Source organism: Kitasatospora sp. NPDC005856, assembly GCF_040629945.1.
Classification (GTDB): Bacteria; Actinomycetota; Actinomycetes; order Streptomycetales; family Streptomycetaceae; genus Kitasatospora.
Map to the genome: position 1 here is coordinate 21,153 of NZ_JBEXWT010000058.1, position 21,472 is coordinate 42,624.

Annotated in this window: 19 protein-coding genes; 12 read left to right on the plus strand and 7 right to left on the minus strand. The window is 74.5% G+C overall.

Annotated elements, in window-relative coordinates; all coding sequences use genetic code 11:
- The first annotated feature begins 111 nt into the window (after positions 1-111).
- From ABZ449_RS28475 to ABZ449_RS28485, 3 genes are all read left to right on the plus strand, one after another.
- Complete coding sequence (locus ABZ449_RS28475) at positions 112-2,202, plus strand: AAA family ATPase (RefSeq protein WP_360351670.1); 2,091 nt, start codon at positions 112-114, stop codon at positions 2,200-2,202.
- 230 nt (positions 2,203-2,432) lie between these two features.
- Complete coding sequence (locus ABZ449_RS28480; RefSeq protein ID WP_360351673.1) at positions 2,433-3,257, plus strand: aldolase; 825 nt, start codon at positions 2,433-2,435, stop codon at positions 3,255-3,257.
- Between the two features lies 1 nt (position 3,258).
- Positions 3,259-4,179, plus strand: a complete 921-nt coding sequence (locus ABZ449_RS28485; RefSeq protein WP_360351676.1) for a dihydrodipicolinate synthase family protein — start codon at positions 3,259-3,261, stop codon at positions 4,177-4,179.
- Positions 4,180-4,231: 52 nt separating this feature from the next.
- Here ABZ449_RS28485 and ABZ449_RS28490 read toward each other — a convergent pair whose 3' ends face one another.
- Complete coding sequence (locus ABZ449_RS28490) at positions 4,232-4,807, minus strand: XRE family transcriptional regulator (RefSeq protein WP_360351679.1); 576 nt, start codon at positions 4,805-4,807, stop codon at positions 4,232-4,234.
- A gap of 147 nt (positions 4,808-4,954) precedes the next feature.
- Between ABZ449_RS28490 and ABZ449_RS28495 the strand changes: the two genes are divergently transcribed.
- The 4 genes from ABZ449_RS28495 to ABZ449_RS28510 all read left to right on the plus strand — a co-directional run bounded on the left by ABZ449_RS28495 (position 4,955) and on the right by ABZ449_RS28510 (position 7,356).
- On the plus strand, positions 4,955-5,410 hold the full coding sequence (locus tag ABZ449_RS28495; protein WP_360351682.1) for a hypothetical protein: 456 nt from the start codon (positions 4,955-4,957) through the stop codon (positions 5,408-5,410).
- A 35-nt stretch (positions 5,411-5,445) separates the two neighbouring features.
- Positions 5,446-6,066 carry a formylglycine-generating enzyme family protein gene (locus tag ABZ449_RS28500; protein WP_360351685.1) on the plus strand — a complete coding sequence of 207 codons (621 nt, stop codon included), beginning with the start codon at positions 5,446-5,448 and terminating at the stop codon, positions 6,064-6,066.
- 157 nt (positions 6,067-6,223) lie between these two features.
- The gene (locus ABZ449_RS28505; protein ID WP_360351688.1) at positions 6,224-6,754 is read left to right on the plus strand and encodes a GNAT family protein; all 531 of its coding nucleotides are present in this window, start codon (positions 6,224-6,226) and stop codon (positions 6,752-6,754) included.
- A gap of 35 nt (positions 6,755-6,789) precedes the next feature.
- Entirely contained in the window at positions 6,790-7,356 is a 567-nt protein-coding gene (locus tag ABZ449_RS28510; RefSeq protein WP_360351691.1) for a GNAT family protein, read from the plus strand.
- On the opposite strand, the gene ABZ449_RS28515 is transcribed toward ABZ449_RS28510, so the two are convergent.
- Positions 7,353-8,276 (minus strand): aminoglycoside phosphotransferase family protein, encoded by a 924-nt coding sequence (locus ABZ449_RS28515; RefSeq protein ID WP_360351694.1) that lies wholly within the window; start codon positions 8,274-8,276, stop codon positions 7,353-7,355. The two genes, ABZ449_RS28510 and ABZ449_RS28515, sit on opposite strands and share 4 nt — an antisense overlap.
- 43 nt (positions 8,277-8,319) lie before the next feature.
- A complete protein-coding gene (gene soxR, locus ABZ449_RS28520) occupies positions 8,320-8,868 on the minus strand; it encodes a redox-sensitive transcriptional activator SoxR (RefSeq protein ID WP_360351697.1) in 549 nt (182 codons plus the stop codon).
- A gap of 60 nt (positions 8,869-8,928) precedes the next feature.
- Here soxR and ABZ449_RS28525 point away from each other — a divergent pair, with 60 nt between their 5' ends.
- Both ABZ449_RS28525 and ABZ449_RS28530 read left to right on the plus strand, forming a co-directional pair.
- Positions 8,929-9,642, plus strand: a complete 714-nt coding sequence (locus tag ABZ449_RS28525; RefSeq protein ID WP_360351749.1) for a thiamine pyrophosphate-dependent enzyme — start codon at positions 8,929-8,931, stop codon at positions 9,640-9,642.
- Between the two features lie 113 nt (positions 9,643-9,755).
- A complete protein-coding gene (locus ABZ449_RS28530; protein WP_360351700.1) occupies positions 9,756-10,649 on the plus strand; it encodes a transketolase C-terminal domain-containing protein in 894 nt (297 codons plus the stop codon).
- A gap of 44 nt (positions 10,650-10,693) precedes the next feature.
- On the opposite strand, the gene treZ is transcribed toward ABZ449_RS28530, so the two are convergent.
- From treZ to glgX, 3 genes are all read right to left on the minus strand, one after another.
- Positions 10,694-12,481, minus strand: coding sequence for a malto-oligosyltrehalose trehalohydrolase (gene treZ, locus ABZ449_RS28535; RefSeq protein WP_360351703.1), 1,788 nt, complete (start codon positions 12,479-12,481; stop codon positions 10,694-10,696).
- A complete protein-coding gene (gene treY / locus ABZ449_RS28540) occupies positions 12,481-14,955 on the minus strand; it encodes a malto-oligosyltrehalose synthase (protein WP_360351705.1) in 2,475 nt (824 codons plus the stop codon). Before treY ends, treZ begins: the two co-directional genes overlap by 1 nt.
- A 119-nt stretch (positions 14,956-15,074) precedes the next feature.
- A complete protein-coding gene (gene glgX / locus ABZ449_RS28545) occupies positions 15,075-17,198 on the minus strand; it encodes a glycogen debranching protein GlgX (RefSeq protein ID WP_360351708.1) in 2,124 nt (707 codons plus the stop codon).
- A gap of 546 nt (positions 17,199-17,744) precedes the next feature.
- Here glgX and ABZ449_RS28550 point away from each other — a divergent pair.
- From ABZ449_RS28550 to ABZ449_RS28560, 3 genes are all read left to right on the plus strand, one after another.
- The gene (locus ABZ449_RS28550; RefSeq protein WP_360351752.1) at positions 17,745-18,935 is read left to right on the plus strand and encodes an SAV2148 family HEPN domain-containing protein; all 1,191 of its coding nucleotides are present in this window, start codon (positions 17,745-17,747) and stop codon (positions 18,933-18,935) included.
- 112 nt (positions 18,936-19,047) lie between these two features.
- Entirely contained in the window at positions 19,048-19,506 is a 459-nt protein-coding gene (locus ABZ449_RS28555; protein WP_360351711.1) for a GNAT family N-acetyltransferase, read from the plus strand.
- A gap of 149 nt (positions 19,507-19,655) precedes the next feature.
- Entirely contained in the window at positions 19,656-20,357 is a 702-nt protein-coding gene (locus tag ABZ449_RS28560) for an exonuclease domain-containing protein (protein ID WP_360351714.1), read from the plus strand.
- Positions 20,358-20,373: 16 nt separating this feature from the next.
- Here the strand turns inward: ABZ449_RS28560 and ABZ449_RS28565 are convergent, their stop codons facing one another.
- Positions 20,374-21,423 (minus strand): polysaccharide deacetylase family protein, encoded by a 1,050-nt coding sequence (locus tag ABZ449_RS28565; RefSeq protein ID WP_360351717.1) that lies wholly within the window; start codon positions 21,421-21,423, stop codon positions 20,374-20,376.
- Positions 21,424-21,472: the final 49 nt, after the last annotated feature.

Consider the following 21,472-nt stretch of genomic DNA (forward strand, 5'->3'; position numbering starts at 1 on the left):
AGGAATGCCGGGCCGGGGAACGGAAGGCCACATCCGTGCCGGACAAGTCAACATTTACTTCCTCGGACGACCTCTGCATAGTGGCGGGTCGAACCGAGAGGAGACTCTTCCTTGTCGCAGATCCATGACCACGCCGCGCAGCAGGCGGAGTTGGAGCAGGCGCAGGTGTCCGTCATCGGCGAGCTGTTCGACGAGCGGCTCGCCGGGGCGCGGGCGCAGTTGGGGCGGGTGCTCGCGTCGGCGGCGGACAGCGCGGGCGAGGTGTACGAGCGGGAGGTGGCGGCCGGGCGGCTGGCGGGTGAGGTGCGCCGGCTGGAGGGGGCCGAGGGCGGGCTGGTCTTCGGCCGGATCGACCTGGCGGACGGGACGGTGCTGCGGATCGGGCGGCTGGGCCTGCAACGGGACGAGGACGAGCTGCCGTTGCTGGTGGACTGGCGGGCGGAGGCGGCGCGGGCCTTCTACGAGGCGACGCCGGTCCACCCCCTGGGGCTGCGGCGGCGCCGTCATCTGAGCCTGACGGGCCGCACGGTGGTCGGGGTGAGCGACGAACTGCTGGACGGATCGGAGCCGGCCGCCGGGGACGTCGTCGGCGACGGCCCGTTGGCGGCGGCGCTGCGGGAGCGGCGCACGGGCCGGATGGGGACGGCGGTCGCCACGCTCCAGACCGAGCAGGACGCGATCGTCCGCTCGTCGCACCGCGGGGTGACGGTGGTGCAGGGCGGCCCGGGCACCGGAAAGACGGTGGTGGCGCTGCACCGCGCCGCGTACGTGCTGTACGCGTTCCCGAAGGCGGCCGAGCGCGGCGTGCTGGTGCTGGGGCCGAACGCGCGCTTCCTCGACTACATCTCCCAGGTGCTGCCCTCGCTCGGGGAGAACGACGTCGTGCTGGCGACGTGCGAGGAATTGGCCGGCATCCGGTCGGTCACCGTGGACGGGTTCGGGGCGGCGCGCCTCAAGGGCGGTGTCGAACTGGCCGGCGCACTGGCCGAATCGGTCCGCGCGCGGCAGGCCCCGGACGGGGACTTCACCGTCCGGGTCGGGCAGGAGTGGGTCCGCCTGGAGGAGGGGGAGGTCGCCGGGGCGCGGGAGGCGGCGCGGGCGAGCGGCCTCGCCCACAACCGGGCGCGCCGGCTGTTCCTGGAGCTGCTGGTGGACGCCCTGACCGGCGCGCTGGCCCGGGGCATGGCCGAGACGCTGGAGCGGATCGACGCCGAGGTCGCGCAGCTCACCGGCGTGGACTTCGACCGGATGGCGGCCCGGGACCTGCGCAACCTCGGCATCGACGACCGACCCGCGACGGGGGCCGACGAGTTCGACGCCGACGCCGTCCGGGCCGCGCTGCTGGACGACGCGCACGTGGACCGGGCCGTCGAGGAACTCTGGCCGCGGCTCGTGCCCGGCGGGGTGGTCGACGCCCTGCTGGCCGACGCCGAGGCACTGGCCGCGCACCTGCCGCACCTCACCGACGGGGAGCGGGCGTCGTTGCTGCGCACGCCCGGCGCGCCGTGGGCCGACGCCGACGTGCCGCTGCTCGACGAGGCGGCGAGCCTGGTCGACGGGCCGCCCGAGCAGGCCTTCGGGCACGTCGTCGTCGACGAGGCGCAGGAGCTGACGGCCATGCAGTGGCGGATGGTCGTGCGCCGGTGCCCGGGCCGCTCGATGACGCTGGTCGGCGACTTCGCGCAGGCGGGCCCGGTGGCGACGGCGCGGGACTGGAACGAGGCGCTCGCCCCGCACCTCGGCCGCCGCTTCGACCTGCGGACGCTGACCGTCAGCTACCGGACCACGCAGGAGATCCTCGCGACCACCGCGGAACTGCTCGGCCGGATCGCCCCGGGGCAGCCGCCGGTCCGGTCGATCCGCCGCGGTGACGAGCCCCGGTCCGTCGCGGTGGCGCCGCAGCGGCTGGCCGCCGAGCTGGTCCGCGAGCTGCGGGCGCAGGCCGCCGCGCATCCGGGCGAGCTGCTCGGAGTGGTCTGCGCGGACGGCCGGGTGGCGGAACTGGCGGCCGCGGGGGTCGAGCGGTACGCCCGGCTGGTCCCGGCGTCGGAGGCGCGCGGCCTGGAGTTCGACGAGGCCGTGGTGGTCGACCCGGACGGGATCGTCGCGGCCCGGCCCGCGGGCGAACGGGACCTGTACGTCGCCCTCACCCGCGCCACCAAGCGGCTGTGCACGGTGACCCTCGGGGCGGCCGGGGCGTAGCGCGGCGCCCTCCCGCGCACGGGAGGTCGGCCCGTCCGACTTCCCGTGCGGACGGGCCCGCGCGCTGCCGCGCTCACGGGCCGGCGTCCGTGGTGGCCCGTACGGGCGGCGCGTACGGGCGGGGCGTGTCCGTCGGACGGGTGAGGGTGAACCGTCGACGCGAGGACACAAGGTGTCCTAAAGTGAATGACGTGTCCCCCCGCCGCGCAGAGCGAAGGAGAACCACGGCCATGGCCGACACGTTCGACACGGGCAAGACCGACACGTTCGACACGGACAAGACCGACCTGGTGAACCTGGCCCATCACCGGATGCGGACCGCGATCCCCGACAACGGCTGGACGGTGCGCCAGAAACTGGCCCTGACCTGCCGCATCCTGTTCGACGCCGGCCACGACTCCGGACTGGCCGGCCAGATCACCGCCCGGGCCGAACGCCCCGGCACCTACTACACCCAGCGCCTGGGCCTGGGCTTCGACGAGATCACCGAGGACAACCTGCTCCTCGTCGACGAGGACCTCCACGTCCTGGAGGGCGAGGGGATGGCCAACCCGGCCAACCGGTTCCACAGCTGGGTCTACCGGGCCCGCCCGGACGTCAACTGCGTCATCCACACCCACCCGCTGCACATCTCCGCGCTCTCGATGCTGGAGACCCCGCTGGTCGTCTCGCACATGGACCTGTGCCCGCTGTACGACGACTGCGCGTTCCTGGAGAAGTGGCCCGGCATCCCGGTCGGCAACGAGGAGGGCGAGATCATCTCCGCCGCCCTCGGCGACAAGCGCGCCCTGCTGCTCGCCCACCACGGCCAGCTGGTCGCCACCGGAACCGTCGAGGAGGCGTGCACCCTGGCCCTGCTCTTCGAGCGGGCCGCCGAGCTCCAGCTCCTCGCCGGCGCCGCCGGGAAGATCCAGGAGATCCCCGACCTGCTCGCCAGGGAGGCGCACGACTGGATCTCCACCCCCAAGCGCGGCCAGGCGAACTTCGCCTACTACGCCCGCCGCGCCCTGCGGGCCGGCCACGGCGACGCCCTCGTCACCCGGAAGGACTCCTGAGATGCCCGCCACCACCCTCGAAGGGATCATCGCCTATCCGGTGACCCCGCTCTCCGCCGCCGACGGCGGCCCGGACCTCGCCCGGCTCACCGAGCTGATCGACCGGCTGGTCCGCTCCGGCTGCCACGCCATCGCCCCGCTCGGTTCCACCGGCGAGAGCGCCTACCTCGACGACCAGGAGTGGTACACCGTCGCCGAGGCGTCGGTGGCGGCCGTCGCCGGCCGGGTGCCCACCGTCGTCGGCATCGCCGACCTCACCACCCGCAGCGCCGTCCGCCGCGCCCGGTTCGCCGAACGGGCCGGCGCCGACGTGGTGATGGTGCTGCCGCTCTCGTACTGGCGGCTGGACGAACGCGAGGTCACCCGGCACTACACCGAGATCGCCGACGCGATCGGCATCCCGCTGATGATCTACAACAACCCCGCCACCGCCGGCGTCGACCTCGGCCCGGAACTCCTGCACCGGCTGGTCGACCAGGTGGAGAACATCACCATGGTCAAGGAGAGCAGCGGCGACATCCAGCGGATGCACCGGCTCGCCCAGCTGTCCGACGGCGCCCTGCCGTTCTACAACGGCTCCAACCCGCTGGCCCTGGAGGCGTTCGCGGCCGGCGCGGCCGGCTGGTGCACGGCGGCGCCCTGCCTCATCCCCGACCTCACCCTCGACCTGTACCGGGCGGTGCGCGGCGGTGACCTCGACACGGCCCGCCGGGTGTTCCAGCGGCAGCTGCCGGTGCTGCGGTTCCTGGTCGGCAGGGGTCTGCCGACCACGGTGAAGGCGGGCCTGGCGCTGCGCGGCCTGGACGTCGGCGAGCCGCGGCGCCCATTGCTGCCGCTGGACGAGGCGGGGACGGCGCAGCTGGCCGCGCTGCTGTCCGCGGCGGGGGTCGCCCCGGCGGCCGACGCGGCACCGAAGGCCTGACGCCTGCGTGACGCCGGCCCCGCGCGGGCCCCGGGCGGTGCGCCGGGGCCCGTCAGGGCAGCGTGGGAACCCGCTCCGAGGAGCCGTCCGGGTCGTCGTGGATGACCACGAGGATCTCGGCCGGCTCCGCCCCGGTGCTCCGGCAGCGGTGGGGCAGCGCCGAGTTGAAGTACACGCTGTCCCCGGGGCCGAGCTCGACGCTCCGCTCGGGGAACTCCAGCACGGCGGTGCCCGCGTGGACGAAGAAGAACTCCTCACCCGTGTGCGACTTGAACGGCGAGTCCGCCGACTCGATCGGCGGGTACATCACGAACGGCACCATCCGCTTGCCGCTGAGCCCGGTCGCGATGCCCTCGTAACGGGAGACGCCGGAGCCCGCCCCGGAGCCGACCGGGGTGCGCTCGCCGGCCCGGACGACGGTGACGAGCTCGGGCTCCACCTCGTCCGAGAAGAGCCTGCCGACGTCGACGTTGAGGGCGTGGGCCAGCTTGAGCGCCGTCGAGATCGACGGGTCGCTGATACCGCGCTCGACCTTGGAGAGGTAGCTCTTGGTGACGCCGACCTGCTCGGCGAGTGCCTCCAGGCTGAGCCGGTTCTGCTTCCTGAGCACCCGCAACCTGCCGGCCATGCGCCACCTCTCACCCACGGAATCGTCCGGTCCATTATCGGTCCGGCCGCCCGTGCGGCCATGACCGCCCGGTGCGGCTCCACACCGCCGCGTGCTAGCTTCCAACGCGTTCGAACGGATCCACGTGCGGGGGGAAGCATGGGTGCGGTGCCGGTCAGTGCCCGGTGGCTGTCCGGACTGGGGGCCGGGGCGTTCCTGCTGCCGACGAGCCTGCTCGCGATGGGCTACGGGACAGGGGGGATGCTCCTCCTCCTGCCCGCGCTGCTGTGCCTCGTGGTCTGTTTCGTGCCGCCCTTCTTCTCCGACCCGAAGCGGCTGCGCGTCGCCTGCACCGTGGCCGGCGTCGTGGTGGCGCTGGTGTCGGCCCCGTTCGCGTTCCTGGGGATGATCTTCGCGGTTCCGTTCTGGTACGGGACGGTCTACCTGGCCTTCCTCGCCCTGCCGGTCACCGCGATCGCCGGCCTGAGCGCCGGGTTCCAGCGGGCCAGGGGACGGGAGTGGGGCCGCCCGGCGGCCCGCTTCGCCTGGGCCGCCGGCGGGACCGCGCTGGTCGGCTGGGTGGCGCTCGCGGGCATCGCGGTGACGCTGCCGCCGGTCAGCTGACCCGGCGCGGAGCCCGGCCCTACTAGGATCGCCGGATGATCACCGTTCCGTCCGGCCGGGTCACCCTCTCCGACCGCCGCACCCGGAGCAGTTGGGCCGTCGACGTCGCCTCGTTCCGACTGGCCGCCTGTCCGGTGACCCGCGAGCAGTACGAGGGCGCGACCGGCGACCGCCGACCCGCGCACAGCGTCTCCTGGCTGGACGCCGTCCACCACTGCAACGAGCTGTCCCGGCGCGAAGGCCTGGCACCCGCCTACGCGGTGGACGGCGAGGAGGTCTCCTGGGACCGCGCCGCCGACGGCTACCGGCTGCCCACCGAGGCCGAGTGGGAACACGCCTGCCGCGCCGGCACGGACGGCCCGCGCTACGGCCCGCTGGACGAGATCGCCTGGTACCGCGGCAACTCGGGCGAGCGCCCGCACCAGGTGGGCGGGCTGCTCCCGAACGCCCACGGCCTCTACGACCTGCTCGGCAACGTCTGGGAGTGGTGCTGGGACCGCTACGACCCCGAGGTGTACGGCGACTACCGCGTCCTGCGCGGCGGCGGCTGGTTCGACGAGCACTGGAGCTGCCGCGCCTCCGTCCGCCGCCGCAGCCACCCCACCCTGCGGATCGACGACGTGGGGTTCCGGCTCGCCCGCTCGATCGTCGCCTGACGAAGGCCGCGGTAAAAGGCGGCCCGGCGCGGTAAACGAAAGCGCGGCGCAGTAAAGGAAAGGCGTGGCGCGGTAAATCGTGGACCAATGGACGCTCCGGCCGGAATTCCTCCGGTAATTGAGGAACCGTCATGCCGTCGATCGCGTTGACGCCGGTATGAGCGAAGAGAACGTCACCCTGCGCCCGGTGGTCGAAGCCGACCTCCCGCACTTCCTGTCCCTGCTGAACGACCCCGATGTCATGGGCGAGCACCTGTGGTTCGGCTGGCGGCAGCCGGACCGGATCCGCCGGGTCTGGGCCGAGAACGGGCTGCTCACGGACGAGCAGTGGACGCTAGCCATCACCGTGGGCGGGGAGTTCTGCGGCTATGCCGCCGCCATGAGGGAGGTCGTGGCACCGACGGGCTGGCACTGGAGCATGGGAGCCCAGCTGCTGCCCGGGGCGCGCGGCCGGGGCCTCGGCACCCGGGCGCAGCGGCTGTTCGTCGACCACCTTTTCGCGCATTCCCCGGTGATGCGGCTGGAGGCGGAGACCGAATCCGCCAATGCGGCCGAGCAGCGCGTCCTGGAAAAGATCGGATTCGTCCGCGAGGGCGTGAAACGCGCGCAGCTCTTCCGGGCCGGTGAATGGCGCGACGTCGTTCTCTACAGCCTGCTGCGCACCGATCCGCGACCGCCGCTCGGTTGAGGAACCGCCGCGTCCGCTCGGGCGTTGGCGCCTGCATGAGTGATGAAGCAGTCTCCCTGCGCCCGATAGCCGAGGCCGACCTGTCCGTGATCGAGGAGCTGGTGAACGACCCGGAGACACTGGGTGAGTTCCAGTGGTACGGCTGGCGGGACGCGCGGCGCTACCGCCGTCGGTGGGTGGAGAGCGGGCTGCTGGAGGAGGAGCAGTGGATGCTCGCCGTCGTGGTCGACGGCGAGTTCGGAGGCTTCGTCGCCGCCAACCGCAACGGGGTGCGGCCGTCCGCCCCGTACTGGAGCATCGGCGTGCAGCTGCTGCCGGGCGTGCGCGGGCGCGGGATCGGCACCCGGGCCCAAGGGCTGCTGGTGGACTACCTGTTCGCGCACTCCCCGGTGATGCGGGTGGAGGCGGACACCGAGGCGGACAACCTGGCCGAACAGCGCGTCCTGGAGAAGCTCGGCTTCACCCGGGAGGGCGTGCAGCGCGCGGTCACCTTCCGGGCCGGCGAGTGGCGCGACGTCGTCCGCTACAGCCTGCTGCGCACCGACCCCAGACCCCAGGGCCTGTCGTCGAACTCGCGCCTGCGGGGCGACGACAGACCCTAGGCCGTTCCGAACCACTCCTCGGCGAGGGCGTCCAGCGTCCGCGCCGAGGGTTTCAACTCCCGCAGGTACCACGGCAGATTGCTGTACACGTGGAGCAGGGTGTACGCCATCAGCAGTCGGGGCTCGAAGCGGCGGCCGTAGGCGTCCAGCAGCCGGCCGAGCAGGTGGGGGTCGGCCCGGGTGGTGAAGAGCCCGACGGCGACCAGGTCGTAGGCCGGGTCGCCGATCATCGCGGGCTCGAAGTCGATCAGGCCGGTGAGGCGCCAGCCGCCGGCCGGGTCGGTGAGCAGGTGCTCGCGCATGAACTCGGTGTGCAACAGGGCGCGTTCGGGGGCGGCGGGGAGCGGGGCGGCGGCGAGGAAGTCCGGGATCTGCTCCAGCCAGTCCTCCGTCAGCCCGCGGTCGCGCTGGCGGGCGACCGCGCCCGCCCGTTGGCGGGCCAGGAAGGCCGGCCAGTCGCCGGGGCCGAGGGTGTCGGCGAGCGGCTCCGGGTCGAGGGCGTGCAGGGCGGCGAGCGCCTCGCCGCACTCGCGGGCGATCCGCTCGCGGTCGGGCCGCGGGATGCGCGGCCAGGCCGGGGCGAGGCCCTCGCCCGGCAGGCGGGACATCAGGATGTGCCGCCAGCCGTTGACGTACTCGCCGGCCGCGTGGACGGACGGGGTGGGGATCGGCAGTGCGCCGTGCAGCCGGGTGAGCACGCGCTCCTCGACGATGCCGTCCCGGGCGCCGGCGGCCGGGAACAGCTTCAGCACGAGCGCGTCGCCGACGGCGTAGACCGGGACGGAGCCCTCCGTGAAGCGTTCCAGGGGCAGGCCCCCGACGCCCAGTCGGGCACAGAGCGCCTCGGCGCCGGGGCGCATCACCGTCTCGTCGGGGACGACCGCGTCCCATTCCTCGTCCGTCAGCACCAGGGGAAGCACGGGCCGACCGTAGGTGGGAGAACGGCGCCGGCGCAAAGGCCTTTCAGTGCCCTCCCCGGCGGGTTCCGCAGGTCTCCACGTCCGACGGGACCGGCTCGGGGCCGGTGTCCGGGTCGCGGGTGAGCAGGTAACGGGCTCCCGGGCCGGCCGCGCCGGCGCGGTCGGCGGCGTTGTAGAGGGCGCAGCGGGACAGCGAGAGGCAGCCGCAGCCGATGCAGCCGGTGAGCTTGGCCTTGAGCCGCTGGAGTTCGGCGATCTGCTCGTCGATCCGGTCCTGCCAGGACTCGGCCACCCGGTCCCACTCGGCACGGCTGGGGGCCGGGCGTTCGGGGAGGCGGTCGAGGGCGACCTTCGCCTCGTCCAGGGAGAGGCCGACCCGCTGGGCGGCGCGGACGAAGGCGATCCGGCGCAGTGTGCCGCGGGTGTAGCGGCGCTGGCCGCCGGAGGTGCGGGTGGCGTGGATCAGGCCGAGGCTCTCGTAGTAGCGCAGCGCGGAGGCGGCGAGGCCGCTGCGGTCGGCGAGTTGGCCGATGGTGAGCGGATCGCTGTGGTGCGGCCCGGGGGTGCGGCGGCCGTCTGGGTGGGCGGTCATGGGCACCCACTGTAGCCGCTTGACCTCAAGTCGACTTTAAGTTGCACGATCGGGGTCATGATGACGAACGCGACCGCCACGACCGCCACCGGCACCCGCTTCGAGGACCTGCCCGCCCTGATGGGCCTGATGACCGGCGACGAGAAGCACGGCCCCGCCGCGACCTCCACCCTGGACGCGCTCTGGGTGCTGTACGACCGGGTGCTGCGGGTGACCCCGGAGACCGCCGACGCACAGGACCGCGACCGCTTCCTGCTCTCCAAGGGCCACGGCCCGATGGCGTACTACGCCGTGCTGGCGGCCAAGGGGTTCCTCGACCCCGCGGTGCTGCCGGGCTTCGGCGGCTACGACTCGCCGCTCGGCCACCACCCGGACCGCACGCTGGTCCCCGGCGTGGAGATCGCCTCCGGCTCGCTCGGGCACGGCCTGCCGCTGGCCGTCGGCACCGCGCTCGGGCTGCGGGCCCAGGGCCTGACCGACCCGGCGGTGTGGGTGCTGGTCGGCGACGCGGAGTTCGACGAGGGCTCCAATGCCGAGGCGGTGGCCTTCGCCGGGGCCTACGGACTGGACCGGCTGCACGTGGTGGTGATCGACAACTCCTCGGCCACGCACGGCTGGCAGGGTGGCATCGCCGGCCGCTTCGCGGCCGAGGGCTGGTCGACCGCGACGGTGGACGGTCGCGACCACGAGGCGCTGCACCGCGCGTACACCGCGGAGCACCCGGGCCGCCCGCACGCGGTGGTCGCCCGGGTCGAGCCCAAGGAGAACCACTGAGCGCCCGGCCGTCCGCACCCGTGGAACCCGCACGCGTCTCACCCGCACGCGTCCTACCCGCACCCGTGGAACCCGCACGCGTCGTACCCGCACCGCCGAAAGGAACCTCCCCGATGGACACCATGCGCGAGCGCTTCGTGGCCGTGACCACCCGCCTGCTGGACGAGGACCCCCGGCTGGCCCTGGTGCTCGCCGACATCACCGCGGCCGCCTTCGCCCCGGCGCAGCGGCACCACCCCGACCGGGTGGTCAACGTCGGCATCCGCGAGCAGCTCCTGATCGGCGCGGCGGGCGGCCTGGCGCTCACCGGGATGCGGCCGATCGCCCACACCTTCGCCAGCTTCCTGATCGAGCGGCCCTTCGAACAGGTCAAGCTGGACCTCGTTCACCAGGGCGTCGGCGCCGTGCTGGTGAGCGCGGCCGGCTCGTACGACTGGCCTTCCGGCGGCCGCACCCACATGTCCCCTGGTGACGTCGCCCTGCTGGACACCCTGCCGGACTGGACGGTCCACGTCCCCGGCCACCCGGACGAGGCCGAGCAGCTGCTGCGCCACGCCTACGCGGACGGCGACCGCAACGTGTACGTCCGGCTCTCGGCGCACCAGAACGCGGCCGCGGTGCCGGTCGAGCCGGGCCGCTTCGCCACCCTCCGGACGGGCTCGCGCGGGGCCGTGCTCGCCGTCGGGCCGATGCTGGACGCGGTGCTCGCGGCCACCGAGGGCTTGGACGTCACCGTGCTGTACGCGGCGACGGTGCGCCCCTTCGACGCGGTCGGGCTGCGCGCGGCGCTCGGCGACCGGGCGGACGTGGTGCTGGTCGAGCCGTACCTGGCGGGCACCTCCGCGAACGAGGCGCACGCGGCGCTCGCCGATCGCCCGCACCGGGTGCTGGGCCTGGGCGTGCCGCGCGAGGAGCACCGGCACTACGGCTCGATCGCGGAGCACCTGGCCGCCTACGGCCTGGACGCCCCGGCGCTGCGGGAGCGGATCGGGACCTTCCTCCGGTAGCCGGTAGCCGGTAGCCGGTGGTTCGGGCCCGGGTGGCCGGTGGTTCAGACCCGCACGATCGCCACCGCGTCCGCCGCCAGCCGCACCGCCGTCCCCTCCGTCGCCGCGGTCGTCTCCGTCGCCGCCGTTCCCTCCGCTGTCGCGGCCCCCTCCAGCGCCGCCGCCCCGAAGGCCGCGACCACCTCGCGCCCGGTGGCCCCGAGCGGCAGCGCGGCCTCGCCCGGACCGAGGTTGACGGCGATCCGGTACGGCCCCCGGTGCACCACCAGCCGGCCCGCCGCCTCGTCGAAGTCCACCCGCACCGCGCCGAGGTCGGGGTCGGACAGCTCCGGGCGTTCGCGCCGCAGCCGGATCAACGTCCGGTACCAGGTGAGCAGTTCGGCGTGCGGGGCGCGCCGGGGTTCGGTCCAGTCGAGGACCGAGCGCAGCACGGTGGCCGGCTCCTGCGGGTCGGGGACGGCCTCGGCGGCCCAGCCGTGCTCGGCGAACTCCCGCCGCCGGCCCTGCCGGACGGCCTCGGCGAGGCCCGGGTCGGTGTGGTCGGTGAAGTACTGCCAGGGGGTGGCGGCGCCCCACTCCTCGCCCATGAAGAGCATGGGGGTGAACGGTGAGGTGAGCACCAGCGCCGCGCCGCAGGCGAGTCGGCCGGGGGAGAGGCTGGTGGAGACGCGGTCCCCGAGCGCCCGGTTGCCGACCTGGTCGTGGGTCTGGAGGTAGCCGAGCAGCCGGTGGCCGTTGCCGGGCGGGGCGAACGGGCGCCCGTGGTGGCGGCCGCGGAAGGAGGACCAGGTGCCGTCGTGGAAGAACCCGCGGGTGAGCGCCTTGGCGAGGGCGGCGAGCGGCTGGTGCGCGAAGTCCCCGTAGTAGCCCTGGGATTCGCCGGTGAGCGCGCAGTGCAGGGCGTGGTGGAAGTCGTCGCTCCACTGCGCGGTGAGGCCCTGCCCGCCCGCCTCGGGCGGGGCGGTGGTGACCGGGGTGTTGAGGTCGGACTCGGCGATCAGGAACAGCGGCCGATTGGTGGAGACCGCCAACTTCCCCACCTCCGCAGAGAGTTCCTCCAGGAAGTGGACGGCCCGGTCGTCCGCGAGGGCGTGGACGGCGTCCAGCCGCAGCCCGTCGATCCGGTAGTCGCGCAGCCAGGCCAGCGCGCTGCCGATCAGGTAGGCGCGCACCTCGTCCGACCCGGGCGCGTCCAGGTTGACCGCCGAGCCCCACGGGGTGTGGTGGCGGTCGGTGAAGTACGGGCCGTACGCGGGAAGGTGGTTGCCGGACGGCCCGAGGTGGTTGTGCACCACGTCGAGCACCACCCCGAGGCCCTTGCGGTGGGCGGCGTCCACGAAGCGCTTGAGTCCCTCGGGCCCGCCGTAGGGCTCGTGGACGGCCCAGAGCGAGACCCCGTCGTAGCCCCAGCCGTGCCGGCCGGGGAACGGGCAGACCGGCATCAGTTCGACGAAGTCCACGCCCAACTCGACCAGGTGGTCCAGGCGTTCGGCGGCGGCTTCGAAGGTGCCGCGGGCGGTGAAGGTGCCCACGTGCAGCTCGTACAGCACCGCGCCGGGCAGCGCCCGGCCGCCCCGGACGGTCCCCGACCAGGGGAACGCGGCGTGGTCCACCGTGCGGCTGGGCCCGTCCGGTCCGTGCGGCTGCCGGGGCGAGCGCGGGTCGGGCAGCGGCGGGCCGTCGTCCAGCCGGAAGGCGTAGTCGCCCGCCGGGGCCTCGCCGGACCACCAGCCGTCCCGGTCCGGACAGCGGGCCAGGTCGTAGCCGAAGCCGTTGACTTCGACCCGCACCCGCGAGTCCGCGTTCGGTGCCCACACCTGGTAGCGCGGCATCAGCCCCTCCTCGTCAGCAAGGCCACCGGCAGGTCCGCCAGCAGCCGCGCCACCGGCACCGCGCCCGCGGGGAAGCTCCGCCCGGTCGGCTCGTCCGTCCACGGCCCGCCCGCCGGCAGCTCCAGCACGGTGTCGCGCCATCCGCCCGCCCGCTCCAGCCCGTACGGCAGCCGGGTGACGGCGGTGACGACGTCCTCGCCCCGGGCGAAGGCCAGCAGGTGGTCGGCGGCGGGGCCCGCGGCGTGCAGCGGCCGGTACGGGCCGAGCGGGCGGGTGCGGCGTAGGTGCAGCGCGGTGGTGGTGAGGTGCAGCTTCTCCCGGGCGAGGTCGCCGGGGCGCGGCGCCGCCGCGTCGGTGAGCCGCACCGCGAGCGCGCCGAAGTCCACCACGCCCCGGTTGTCCGGGTCCACCAGGGTGTACAGCGGCTCCTCGCTGCCCTGGTAGAGGTCCGGCACGCCCGGCACGGTGAGGTGCAGCAGCGCGGCGGCCAGGGTGTTGGCGCGGGCGTACGGGGCGAGGGCGTGGACGGCGCCCTCGATCCGGGGGAGCAGCCCGGGGTTGGCGTGGACCGAGCGGGCGCGCCGCTCCAGGGCCCGCTCGTAGCCGGGGGCGGGGGTGGTCCAGGAGGTGTGCAGCTTGGCCTCGCGGGCAGCCTTGAGCAGGGCGGCGACCAACCGGTCCGGGTCGATCGGCCAGGCGGCGACCAGGGTGTGCCACAGCAGCCAGTCGGCGTCCCGGTCGAGACCGGGCGCGGCCGGGCCCGCGGCGGTGGACCAGGCGGCGGCCTCGGCGGCCCAGGAGTCCGGCCGCTCGGCGAGCACGGCGAGCCGGGCCCGGGCGTCGGCGCTGCGCTTGGTGTCGTGGGTGGAGAGCACCGTCATGCTGTGCGGCCAGGTGCGCTCCAGGTAGTGGCACCAGTCGTGGAAGTCCGCGGGGTGGAGCCCGGGCCGGGCGGGTTCGCCGCCGACCTCGTTGAGGCCGGGCAGGGCGTTCCAGCGGTAGAAGGCGGTGTCCTCGACGCCCTTGGCGGCCACCGCGGCGGCGGTCTGGGCGAAGCGCGTGCAGAACTCGTCCTTGTCCGCGCCGCGGCCCAGCTCGCCGAGCGCGAGCGCGGCCACCAGCCGGTCGGTCGGGTCGGCGGAGCCGTCCAGGGCCGCCCGCAGCTGTCGGGTGGAGGCGGCCGGGACCGCCTCGCCGGGCCGGGCGTACGGCCGGTACGCCGGGTAGCCGGTGAGCAGCCGGCCGAGCGCGGCGCGCAGCTGCCCCGGCGAGTGGTCGGCGTGCGCCGGCTCGGCGGCGCCGATCCGCAGCGCGATCCGCACCAGCCGGTCGACCTCGGCGGCGAGTTCGCCGTCCGGCCCGGCCATGTCGGCGCGCCCGCGCCGGGCTTCGGCGACGGCGGGGTGCGGGTCCGCGCAGAGGTCCCGGACCGGGCCGCCGTGCCGGAAGGACTCGTACGCCCCGGCGAGCCGGCAGGCGCCGGCGTGGTCGGTGAGCACGCCGTCGATCCGGCGCAGCGCGTCGTAGCCGGTGGTGCCGGCCACCGGCCAGTCCTCGGGCAGCCGCTCCTCGCCGGTGAGGATCTTCTCGACCACGACGTACGCCCCGCCGGTGGCCGCCGCCAGGCGCCGCAGGTAGCCGCGCGGGTCGGCCAGCCCGTCCGGGTGGTCGATCCGGAAGCCGTCCAGGACGCCGTCGGCGTGCAGTGCGAGCAGGACGGCGTGGGTGGCGGCGAACACCTCCGGGTCCTCGGCCCGCAGGGCGATCAGCTCGTTGACGGTGAAGAAGCGCCGGTAGTTGAGCTCGGTGCGGGCCAGGCGCCACCAGGCGAGCCGGTACCACTGGCGGCCGAGCAGCTCGGGCAGCGGCAGCTCCTCGGTGCCGGGGCGCAGCGGCAGCTCGTGCTCGTGGTAGCGCAGCACCGCCCCGGCCCGGCCGCCGGGAGGTGTTCCCGCGGTGTCCACGGTGAGCTGGTCCAGGACGGCGCCGAGCCGGTCGCCGAGCAGCGGCAGCAGCACCCGGCCGCGCCCCGGGGCGTCGGCGGGGCCCTCCTGGGCGGTCCAGTCGATGTCGAACCAGCGCGCGTACGGCGAGTCGGGGCCGTCGCGCAGCACCTGCCACAGCGGCCGGTTGAGCCGTTCGGGGGCGGGGACGGCCATGTGGTTGGGCACCACGTCGGCGATCAGCCGCAGGCCGTGGCGGTGCGCGGCGGCGGCCAGCTCGCGCAGCGCCGGCTCGCCGCCGAGCTGCTCGCTGATCCGGGTGTGGTCGACGGTGTCGTAGCCGTGGGTGGAGCCGGGGACGGCCTCCAGCAGCGGGGAGAGGTGCAGGTGGGAGACGCCGAGGGCGGCCAGGTAGGGGACGGCGGCGGTGGCGTCGTGGAGGGTGAAACCGGGCTGGAGCTGGAGGCGGTACGACGACGAGGGGACGGTGGCGGCCGGGCGGGGCTGCGCGGGCTCGGCGGCGGGGGTCATAGCTCCATAGGTACCCGGGGGAGGCCGCGGCCAAGACCCGCTGCTGGCCCGAACAGGTGACCGGCCCCGGCCGTCCGAAGGCCGCGTGCCACGGTCCCGGGGCCGTTCCGGGAGTCGTCCTACGCGGGCCGTTGCAGCGCCATCAGCGAGCGGTCGGTGAGCCACAGGGTGTCCCCGGCCTTGACCCGGGCGCCCGTGCCCGGGGCGGGCAGCCGGGGCCGGGCGGTGTCGACCACGACCTGCCACTCCTGCCCGTGGCCGGCGGGCACGGTGAACTCCAGCGGCTCGAAGTGGGCGTTGAACATCAGCAGGAAGGAGTCGTCGACGATCCGCCCGCCGCGCCGGTCCGGTTCGGAGATCGCGTGGCCGTTGAGGAAGACGGTCAGCGACTTGGCGTAGCTGGCGCCCCAGTTGCGCTTGGTCATCTCCTCCCCGGTCGGGGTGAACCAGGCGATGTCGGTGAGGTCGTCGAAGCCGCCGGAGGCGGACACCGGCCGCCCGTGGAAGAACCGCCGCCGCCGGAACACCGGGTGGTCGCGGCGCAGCCAGATCATCCCCTGGGTGAACTCCAGCAGCCGCGCCTGCGGCCCGTCACCCTCGGGCCAGTGCACCCAGGTGAGCTCGTTGTCCTGGCAGTAGGCGTTGTTGTTGCCCAGCTGGGTGCGGCCGAGCTCGTCGCCGTGCGAGAGCATCGGCACGCCCTGGGAGAGCATCAGGGTGGCGATGAAGTTGCGCTGCTGGCGCGCCCGCAGCTCCTCGACGGCCGGGTCGACGGTGGGGCCCTCGACGCCGCAGTTCCAGGAGCGGTTGAAGGACTCGCCGTCCCGGCTGTCCTCGCCGTTGGCCTGGTTGTGCTTCTCGTTGTAGGAGACCAGGTCGCGCAGGGTGAAACCGTCGTGGCAGGTCACGAAGTTGATCGAGGCGATCGGGCGGCGGCCGTCGTCCTGGTAGAGGTCGGAGGAGCCGGTGAGCCGGGAGCCGAACTCGGCGAGGGTGGCGTTCTCGCCGCGCCACAGGTCCCGCACGGTGTCCCGGTACATGCCGTTCCACTCCGTCCACAGCGGGGGGAAGTTGCCCACCTGGTAGCCGCCCTCGCCGAGGTCCCAGGGCTCGGCGATCAGCTTGGCCTGGGAGACCACCGGGTCCTGCTGGACGAGGTCGAAGAAGGAGGAGAGCCGGTCCACCTCGTGGAACTGCCGGGCGAGGGTGGCGGCGAGGTCGAAGCGGAAGCCGTCCACGTGCATCTCGGTGACCCAGTAGCGCAGCGAGTCCATGATCAGCTGGAGCACGTGCGGGCTGCGCATCAGCAGGCTGTTGCCGGTGCCGGTGGTGTCCTCGTAGAAGCGCTGGTCCCGGGCGAGGCGGTAGTAGGAGACGTTGTCCAGGCCGCGCAGCGACAGCGTCGGCCCCAGGTGGTTGCCCTCGGCGGTGTGGTTGTAGACGACGTCCAGGATCACCTCGATCCCGGCCGCGTGCAGCGCCTTGACCATGGACTTGAACTCCTGCACCTGCTGGCCGCGGTCGCCGGTGGAGGAGTAGGAGGAGTGCGGGGCGAAGAAGCCGACGGTGTTGTAGCCCCAGTAGTTGGCCAGGCCGAGGTCCCGCAGCCGGTGGTCGCGGACGAACTGGTGCACCGGCATCAGCTCGATCGCGGTGACGCCGAGCTTGGCCAGGTGTTCGATCACCGCCGGGTGGGCCAGGCCCGCGTACGTTCCGCGGATCTCCTCGGGGATCCCCGGGTGGAGCCGGGTCAGGCCCTTGACGTGGGCCTCGTAGATGACGGTGCGATGGTAGTCGGTGCGCGGCGGCCGGTCGGTGCCCCAGTCGAAGTACGGGTTGATCACCACCGAGTGCATGGTGTGCGGGGCGGAGTCCAGGTCGTTGCGGCGCTCGGGGGCGCCGAAGTGGTAGCCGTAGACCGACTCGTCCCAGTCGACGTGCCCGCTCATCGCCTTGGCGTACGGATCCAGCAGCAGCTTGGCGCTGTTGTGCCGCTGGCCCAGGCCGGGGTTGTACGGGCCGTGCACGCGGAAGCCGTAACGCTGGCCCGGCTGGACGCCGGGGAGGTAGGCGTGCCGGACGAAGGCGTCCGTCTCGCGCAGCTCGACGGCGGTCTCGGAGCCGTCCTCGGCGATCAGGCACAGCTCGATCCGGTCGGCGCTCTCGGAGAACACCGCGAAGTTGGTGCCGGCCCCGTCGTAGGTGGCGCCGAGCGGGTAGGGCGTACCGGGCCAGACCTGCATGACGCTCCTCAACTTCCTTGCTACCGACGGGAACTGACATGTACTCCGACTGCACTGCGGGCCGTCTGTCCGGGCCCGGACGCTCTCTTCCCGGCCGGGCGGCCGGGCATGTGCGCGAGCGTGCGCCGTGACGCACGACACGGCGGCCGTGGACGCGCGGCACAGGGCATACTCCCCGAGCCCTCCCCCGGGGGCCGGGAGATCCGGCCCGGGTTGGGCCGAACGAGCGTCCGTCGGGCATTCGTGTGAAGAGTGCTTCCGGTGGTGCGGGAGGGCCCCCGGGCATCCGGCTGCGATCGGCTCACGGCGGGCAGTACCCTTGATCGTCCGGTCGCCCGGGGGCCGGCCGGCGGGCTTCCGACGGACCGACAGGCTTTCACGGGCCGACGGGCTTTCAGTCGACAGCCTTCCGACGGTCCCCGCGCCCGCGGGGGTCGGCCGCACGACCAGATGAGGTGGCGCATGGTGTTCCCCGCCGGCGGCCGTGGCTCCGGGCCCGGCGGCCCCGACCGGGGCGCGGCCCGCAGCGAGGCGCCCACGGTGGTCATGCGCCCCACCCTGACCGGCCGGGCCCTGGTGCCCGCCCAGAGCGGCCCGGTCGAGATACCGGCACTGGCCTGGTCGGCCGGCGAATGGGAGGACGCCTACCAGCGGGTCCGGCTGTCCGGCCGCGCCTACGTCTGGCTCAACCTGGTCGAACAGCGGCTGCGCGCCCTGGTCGACGAGGTGCTCCACCCGATCTACGCCCCCGCCCACGGCGAGGACTGGGTCACCGCCGCCGCCGGGCCGGCCGGCGAGGAGTGGGCGCACCGGGCCGGGGCCGTGCGCGAGGTCAGCCGCCGCAAGGGCTACCTGCTCGACCCGGCCGACGACGACCCGCTGGTCTTCCTCACCCTGCCCCAGCTGCGCGAGCTGATGGTGCAGCACTGGCCCTGCTTCGAGCCGTACCTGGCCGACCGGCGCGAGATCGAACTCGCGCTCGACGAGCTGGAGGTGGCCCGGCACGTGGTCTCCCGCAACCGGGTGCTCACCCAGACCGTGCTGGCCCAGACCGAGCGGGCCGCCGCCCGCCTGCTGGCCGTCCTGGACGGCGGCGCCGGCGGGGTGCCCGCGGACGTGGTCGAGTCCCTGGTGGCCGGCCGGTACGCGGACGTCGTCGCCGTGCACGCCGACCGGGTCCGGCTCCAGCGCGACCTCCCCGTCGAGGACCTGCTGGACGGCGCCCGGCGCCTCGACGCGCTCGGCATCGGCCTCGGCATGCTCTGCCAGAACTACACCGGCAAGCGCCTGGTGCGCCTGGCCGGCGAAGGCTGCCGGGTGCGGCTGCTCTTCCTCAACCCGGCGAGCAGCGCGGTACGCCGACGCGAACGCGAACTCGGCCTCGGGCGCAGCGAGTTGTCGCGCTCCATCGAAATGAACATCATGCACGTGCGGCGGGTCCGGGCCCGGCTGCGGGACCAGGGCGGCTTCGAGATCCGGGTCTTCGACGAAACCCCGCGCTTCACCGCCTACCTGGTCGAGGGCCCCCGCACGGCCGGCCAGGCGGGCGGCCGACGCCAGGGCCGCGACCTCGGCGTCATCCAGCCCTACCTGCGCCGCGCCCGCGGCATGGAGTCCCCGGCGCTGGTCCTGCGCGGCGGCGCCGGCCAGCAGCCCGGCGGCACCGAGCCGGGACTGCTGGAGGTCTACCGCGAGGAGTTCGAGGGCGTCTGGGCCGACTCCCGGCCCGTGTCCTGAGACCCGCGTCCCGACCGGTGTCCTCAGGCCCGCGTCCCGGCCGGTGTCGTCAGGCCCGCGTCCCGGGGAATGCCCTCGTCGCGGGGGCGGCGGGCCTGCCAGACTGCGGGCCGTGAACGAGCTCCCCGTCTGGACCCTGGAACCCGCCGCGTTCTCCGACCTCGAACGCGTCACCGACCTCAAGGACCAGGTCATGCGCGCCGACCTGGAACGCCTCGGCCGCTGGGACCCGGAGCGCTCCCGCCGGCGGGTGGCCGACGCCTTCTCCACCACGTGGACGTCCGTGCTGCTGGTCGAAGGCGCCTTCGCGGGCTCCGTCACCGTCCGCCCCGACGAGCGGGGCGGACGCCACCTGGAGCTGTTCTACCTGGCCCCGCACCTCCACGGCCGCGGCCTCGGCACCGCCGTGCTGCGGCGCCTCCTCGCCGAGGCCGATGTTGCCGGGGAACCGGTGCACCTCGTCGTCCTGCAGGGCAGCGCCGCCCGGCGGCTGTACGAACGGCACGGCTTCACCGTCGCCCACGAGGACGCGGTCGACGTCCACATGTACCGCCCGGCCCCCGCACCGTGACCACCCCCCGACCGCCCTTCCGACCGCGACCGGCACACGCCTCCCACCCGACCGCCGGGCGGGTGGGAGGCGGGGGCGCGGGCCGGGTTGTCGGTGGGCCGGGTGATGATAGGGGCTGTTTCGAGAGGCAGGACGGAAGGACACACCTGATGAGCTGGTGGCAGCAGCCACTGGTCGGCTTCGACCTGGAGACCACGGGCACCGACCCGGCCGTGGACCGCATCGTCACGGCCGCGCTCGTGGACACCGTCGGGGCCGCCCGGGTGGGGGCCGCGCACTGGCTGCTCGACCCCGGGGTGCCGATACCCGCCGAGGCGGAGGCGATCCACGGGATCGGGGACGAGGTGGTGCGGAGCAAGGGCAGACCGGCGAAGGAGGCGGTGGAGGAGATAGCCGCCGCGCTCTGCGAGCGGATCGCCGCCGGGCGGCCGGTGGTGGCGTTCAACGCGCCGTTCGACCTGTCGCTGCTCGACGCCGAGCTGCGCCGGCACGGGCTGGCGACGCTCGCCGAGCGCCTCGGCCGGCCGGTCGGGCCGGTGCTGGACGCGCTGGTGATCGACCGGGCCGTGGACAAGTACCGCAAGGGCTCGCGCACCCTGCAGCGGGTCTGCGAGCTGTACGGGGTGGAGTTGACGGACGCCCACGAGGCGGGCAGCGACGCGCTCGCCGCCGTCCGGGTCGCCGTCGCGCTGGCCGGGCGCTACCCGGCCGAGGTGGGGGCGGTGGAGCCCGCCGAACTGCACCGGCGGCAGATCGACTGGTACCGGCAGTGGGCCGAGGGCCTCCAGGCCTGGCTGCGCCGCGGCAAGGACCCGCAGGCGGTGGTCGATCCGCGCTGGCCCGCGCGGTGACGGCCGTCCGGCGCCGCTACGCGGCCGGGAAGTCGAAGGTGTAGCCCTCGGCGACCAGCCAGGGCAGCAGCTGCTTGAGCGCGGCCACGGTCTGGCCGCGGTCGCCGCCGCCGTCGTGCATCAGGACCACGCCGCCGGGCTTGAGCTGCTTCTGCACGGCCGCGACGATGGCCGGCGTTCCCGGGCGCGCCCAGTCGCGCGGGTCCACGGACCAGCCGAGCGAGGACATCCCGAGGCCCGCGGTGATGTGCTCGTTGTCGGCGTTGAAGCCGCCGCCCGGGGCGCGGAACCAGCCGACCTCGGTGCCGGGGCCGCCGGCCTGGACGATCATGTTCCGGGCGGTGGTGATCTCGTCCACGGCCCGGTCGTGCGGGAGCTTCGCGAACGGCTGCGGGTGGTGGACGCTGTGGTCGCAGAGCCGGTGCCCGGCGGCCAGGACGCGCTTGACCATGGTGGGGTTGGCGGCGGCGTTCTGACCGATCTGGCAGAACGTGGCCTTGGCGTGGTACTGGGCGAGCAGGTCGAGGATCTGGCCGGTGGCCGGGCCCGGGCCGTCGTCGAAGGTGAGCGCGACGGTGCGGCCGCCCGAGGCGGTGGAGCCGATCACGGTGCCCGCCCCGGTGTGCGGGGGCGGCGCCGCGGGCGCGGAGGGGTCGGCGGCCGGGGTGCTCGGTGCGGCCGGTGCGGCCGGGGTGACCGGCGCGCTGGGCGCGGCCGAGACGGGGGAGCCCGTGGCCGTGGACGGCTTGGGCGTCGGCTTCGCCGGTACAGCGGGTACAGCCGGTACCGCCGGCGCGGAGGCTGCCGGGGAGCCCGCGCCCGGCGGCACGGCGTCCGAGCCGGGCGCCGGGGCGATGGTGGTCGCGGCCGTCCCGCTCGGCGGGGCGGTGGCCGGCGACCGGGTCTGCGACTCCGCCGCCGCGCTCGGCGGCTGGAGCGCCCCGTTGGCCGTCCCGCACGCGGCCAGCCCCAGGGCGGCGGCCACCGCGACGCAGCCCACGAGCAGCCGGCGCCGGGAGCGGGACGGTGGGGTCGGGGCGAAGGGGCGTCGGGAGGTCCGGTGCATGGGCGGCGGCTCCTGAGGTGCGAGTGCGGTGCCGATCTCTCGGGTCAGG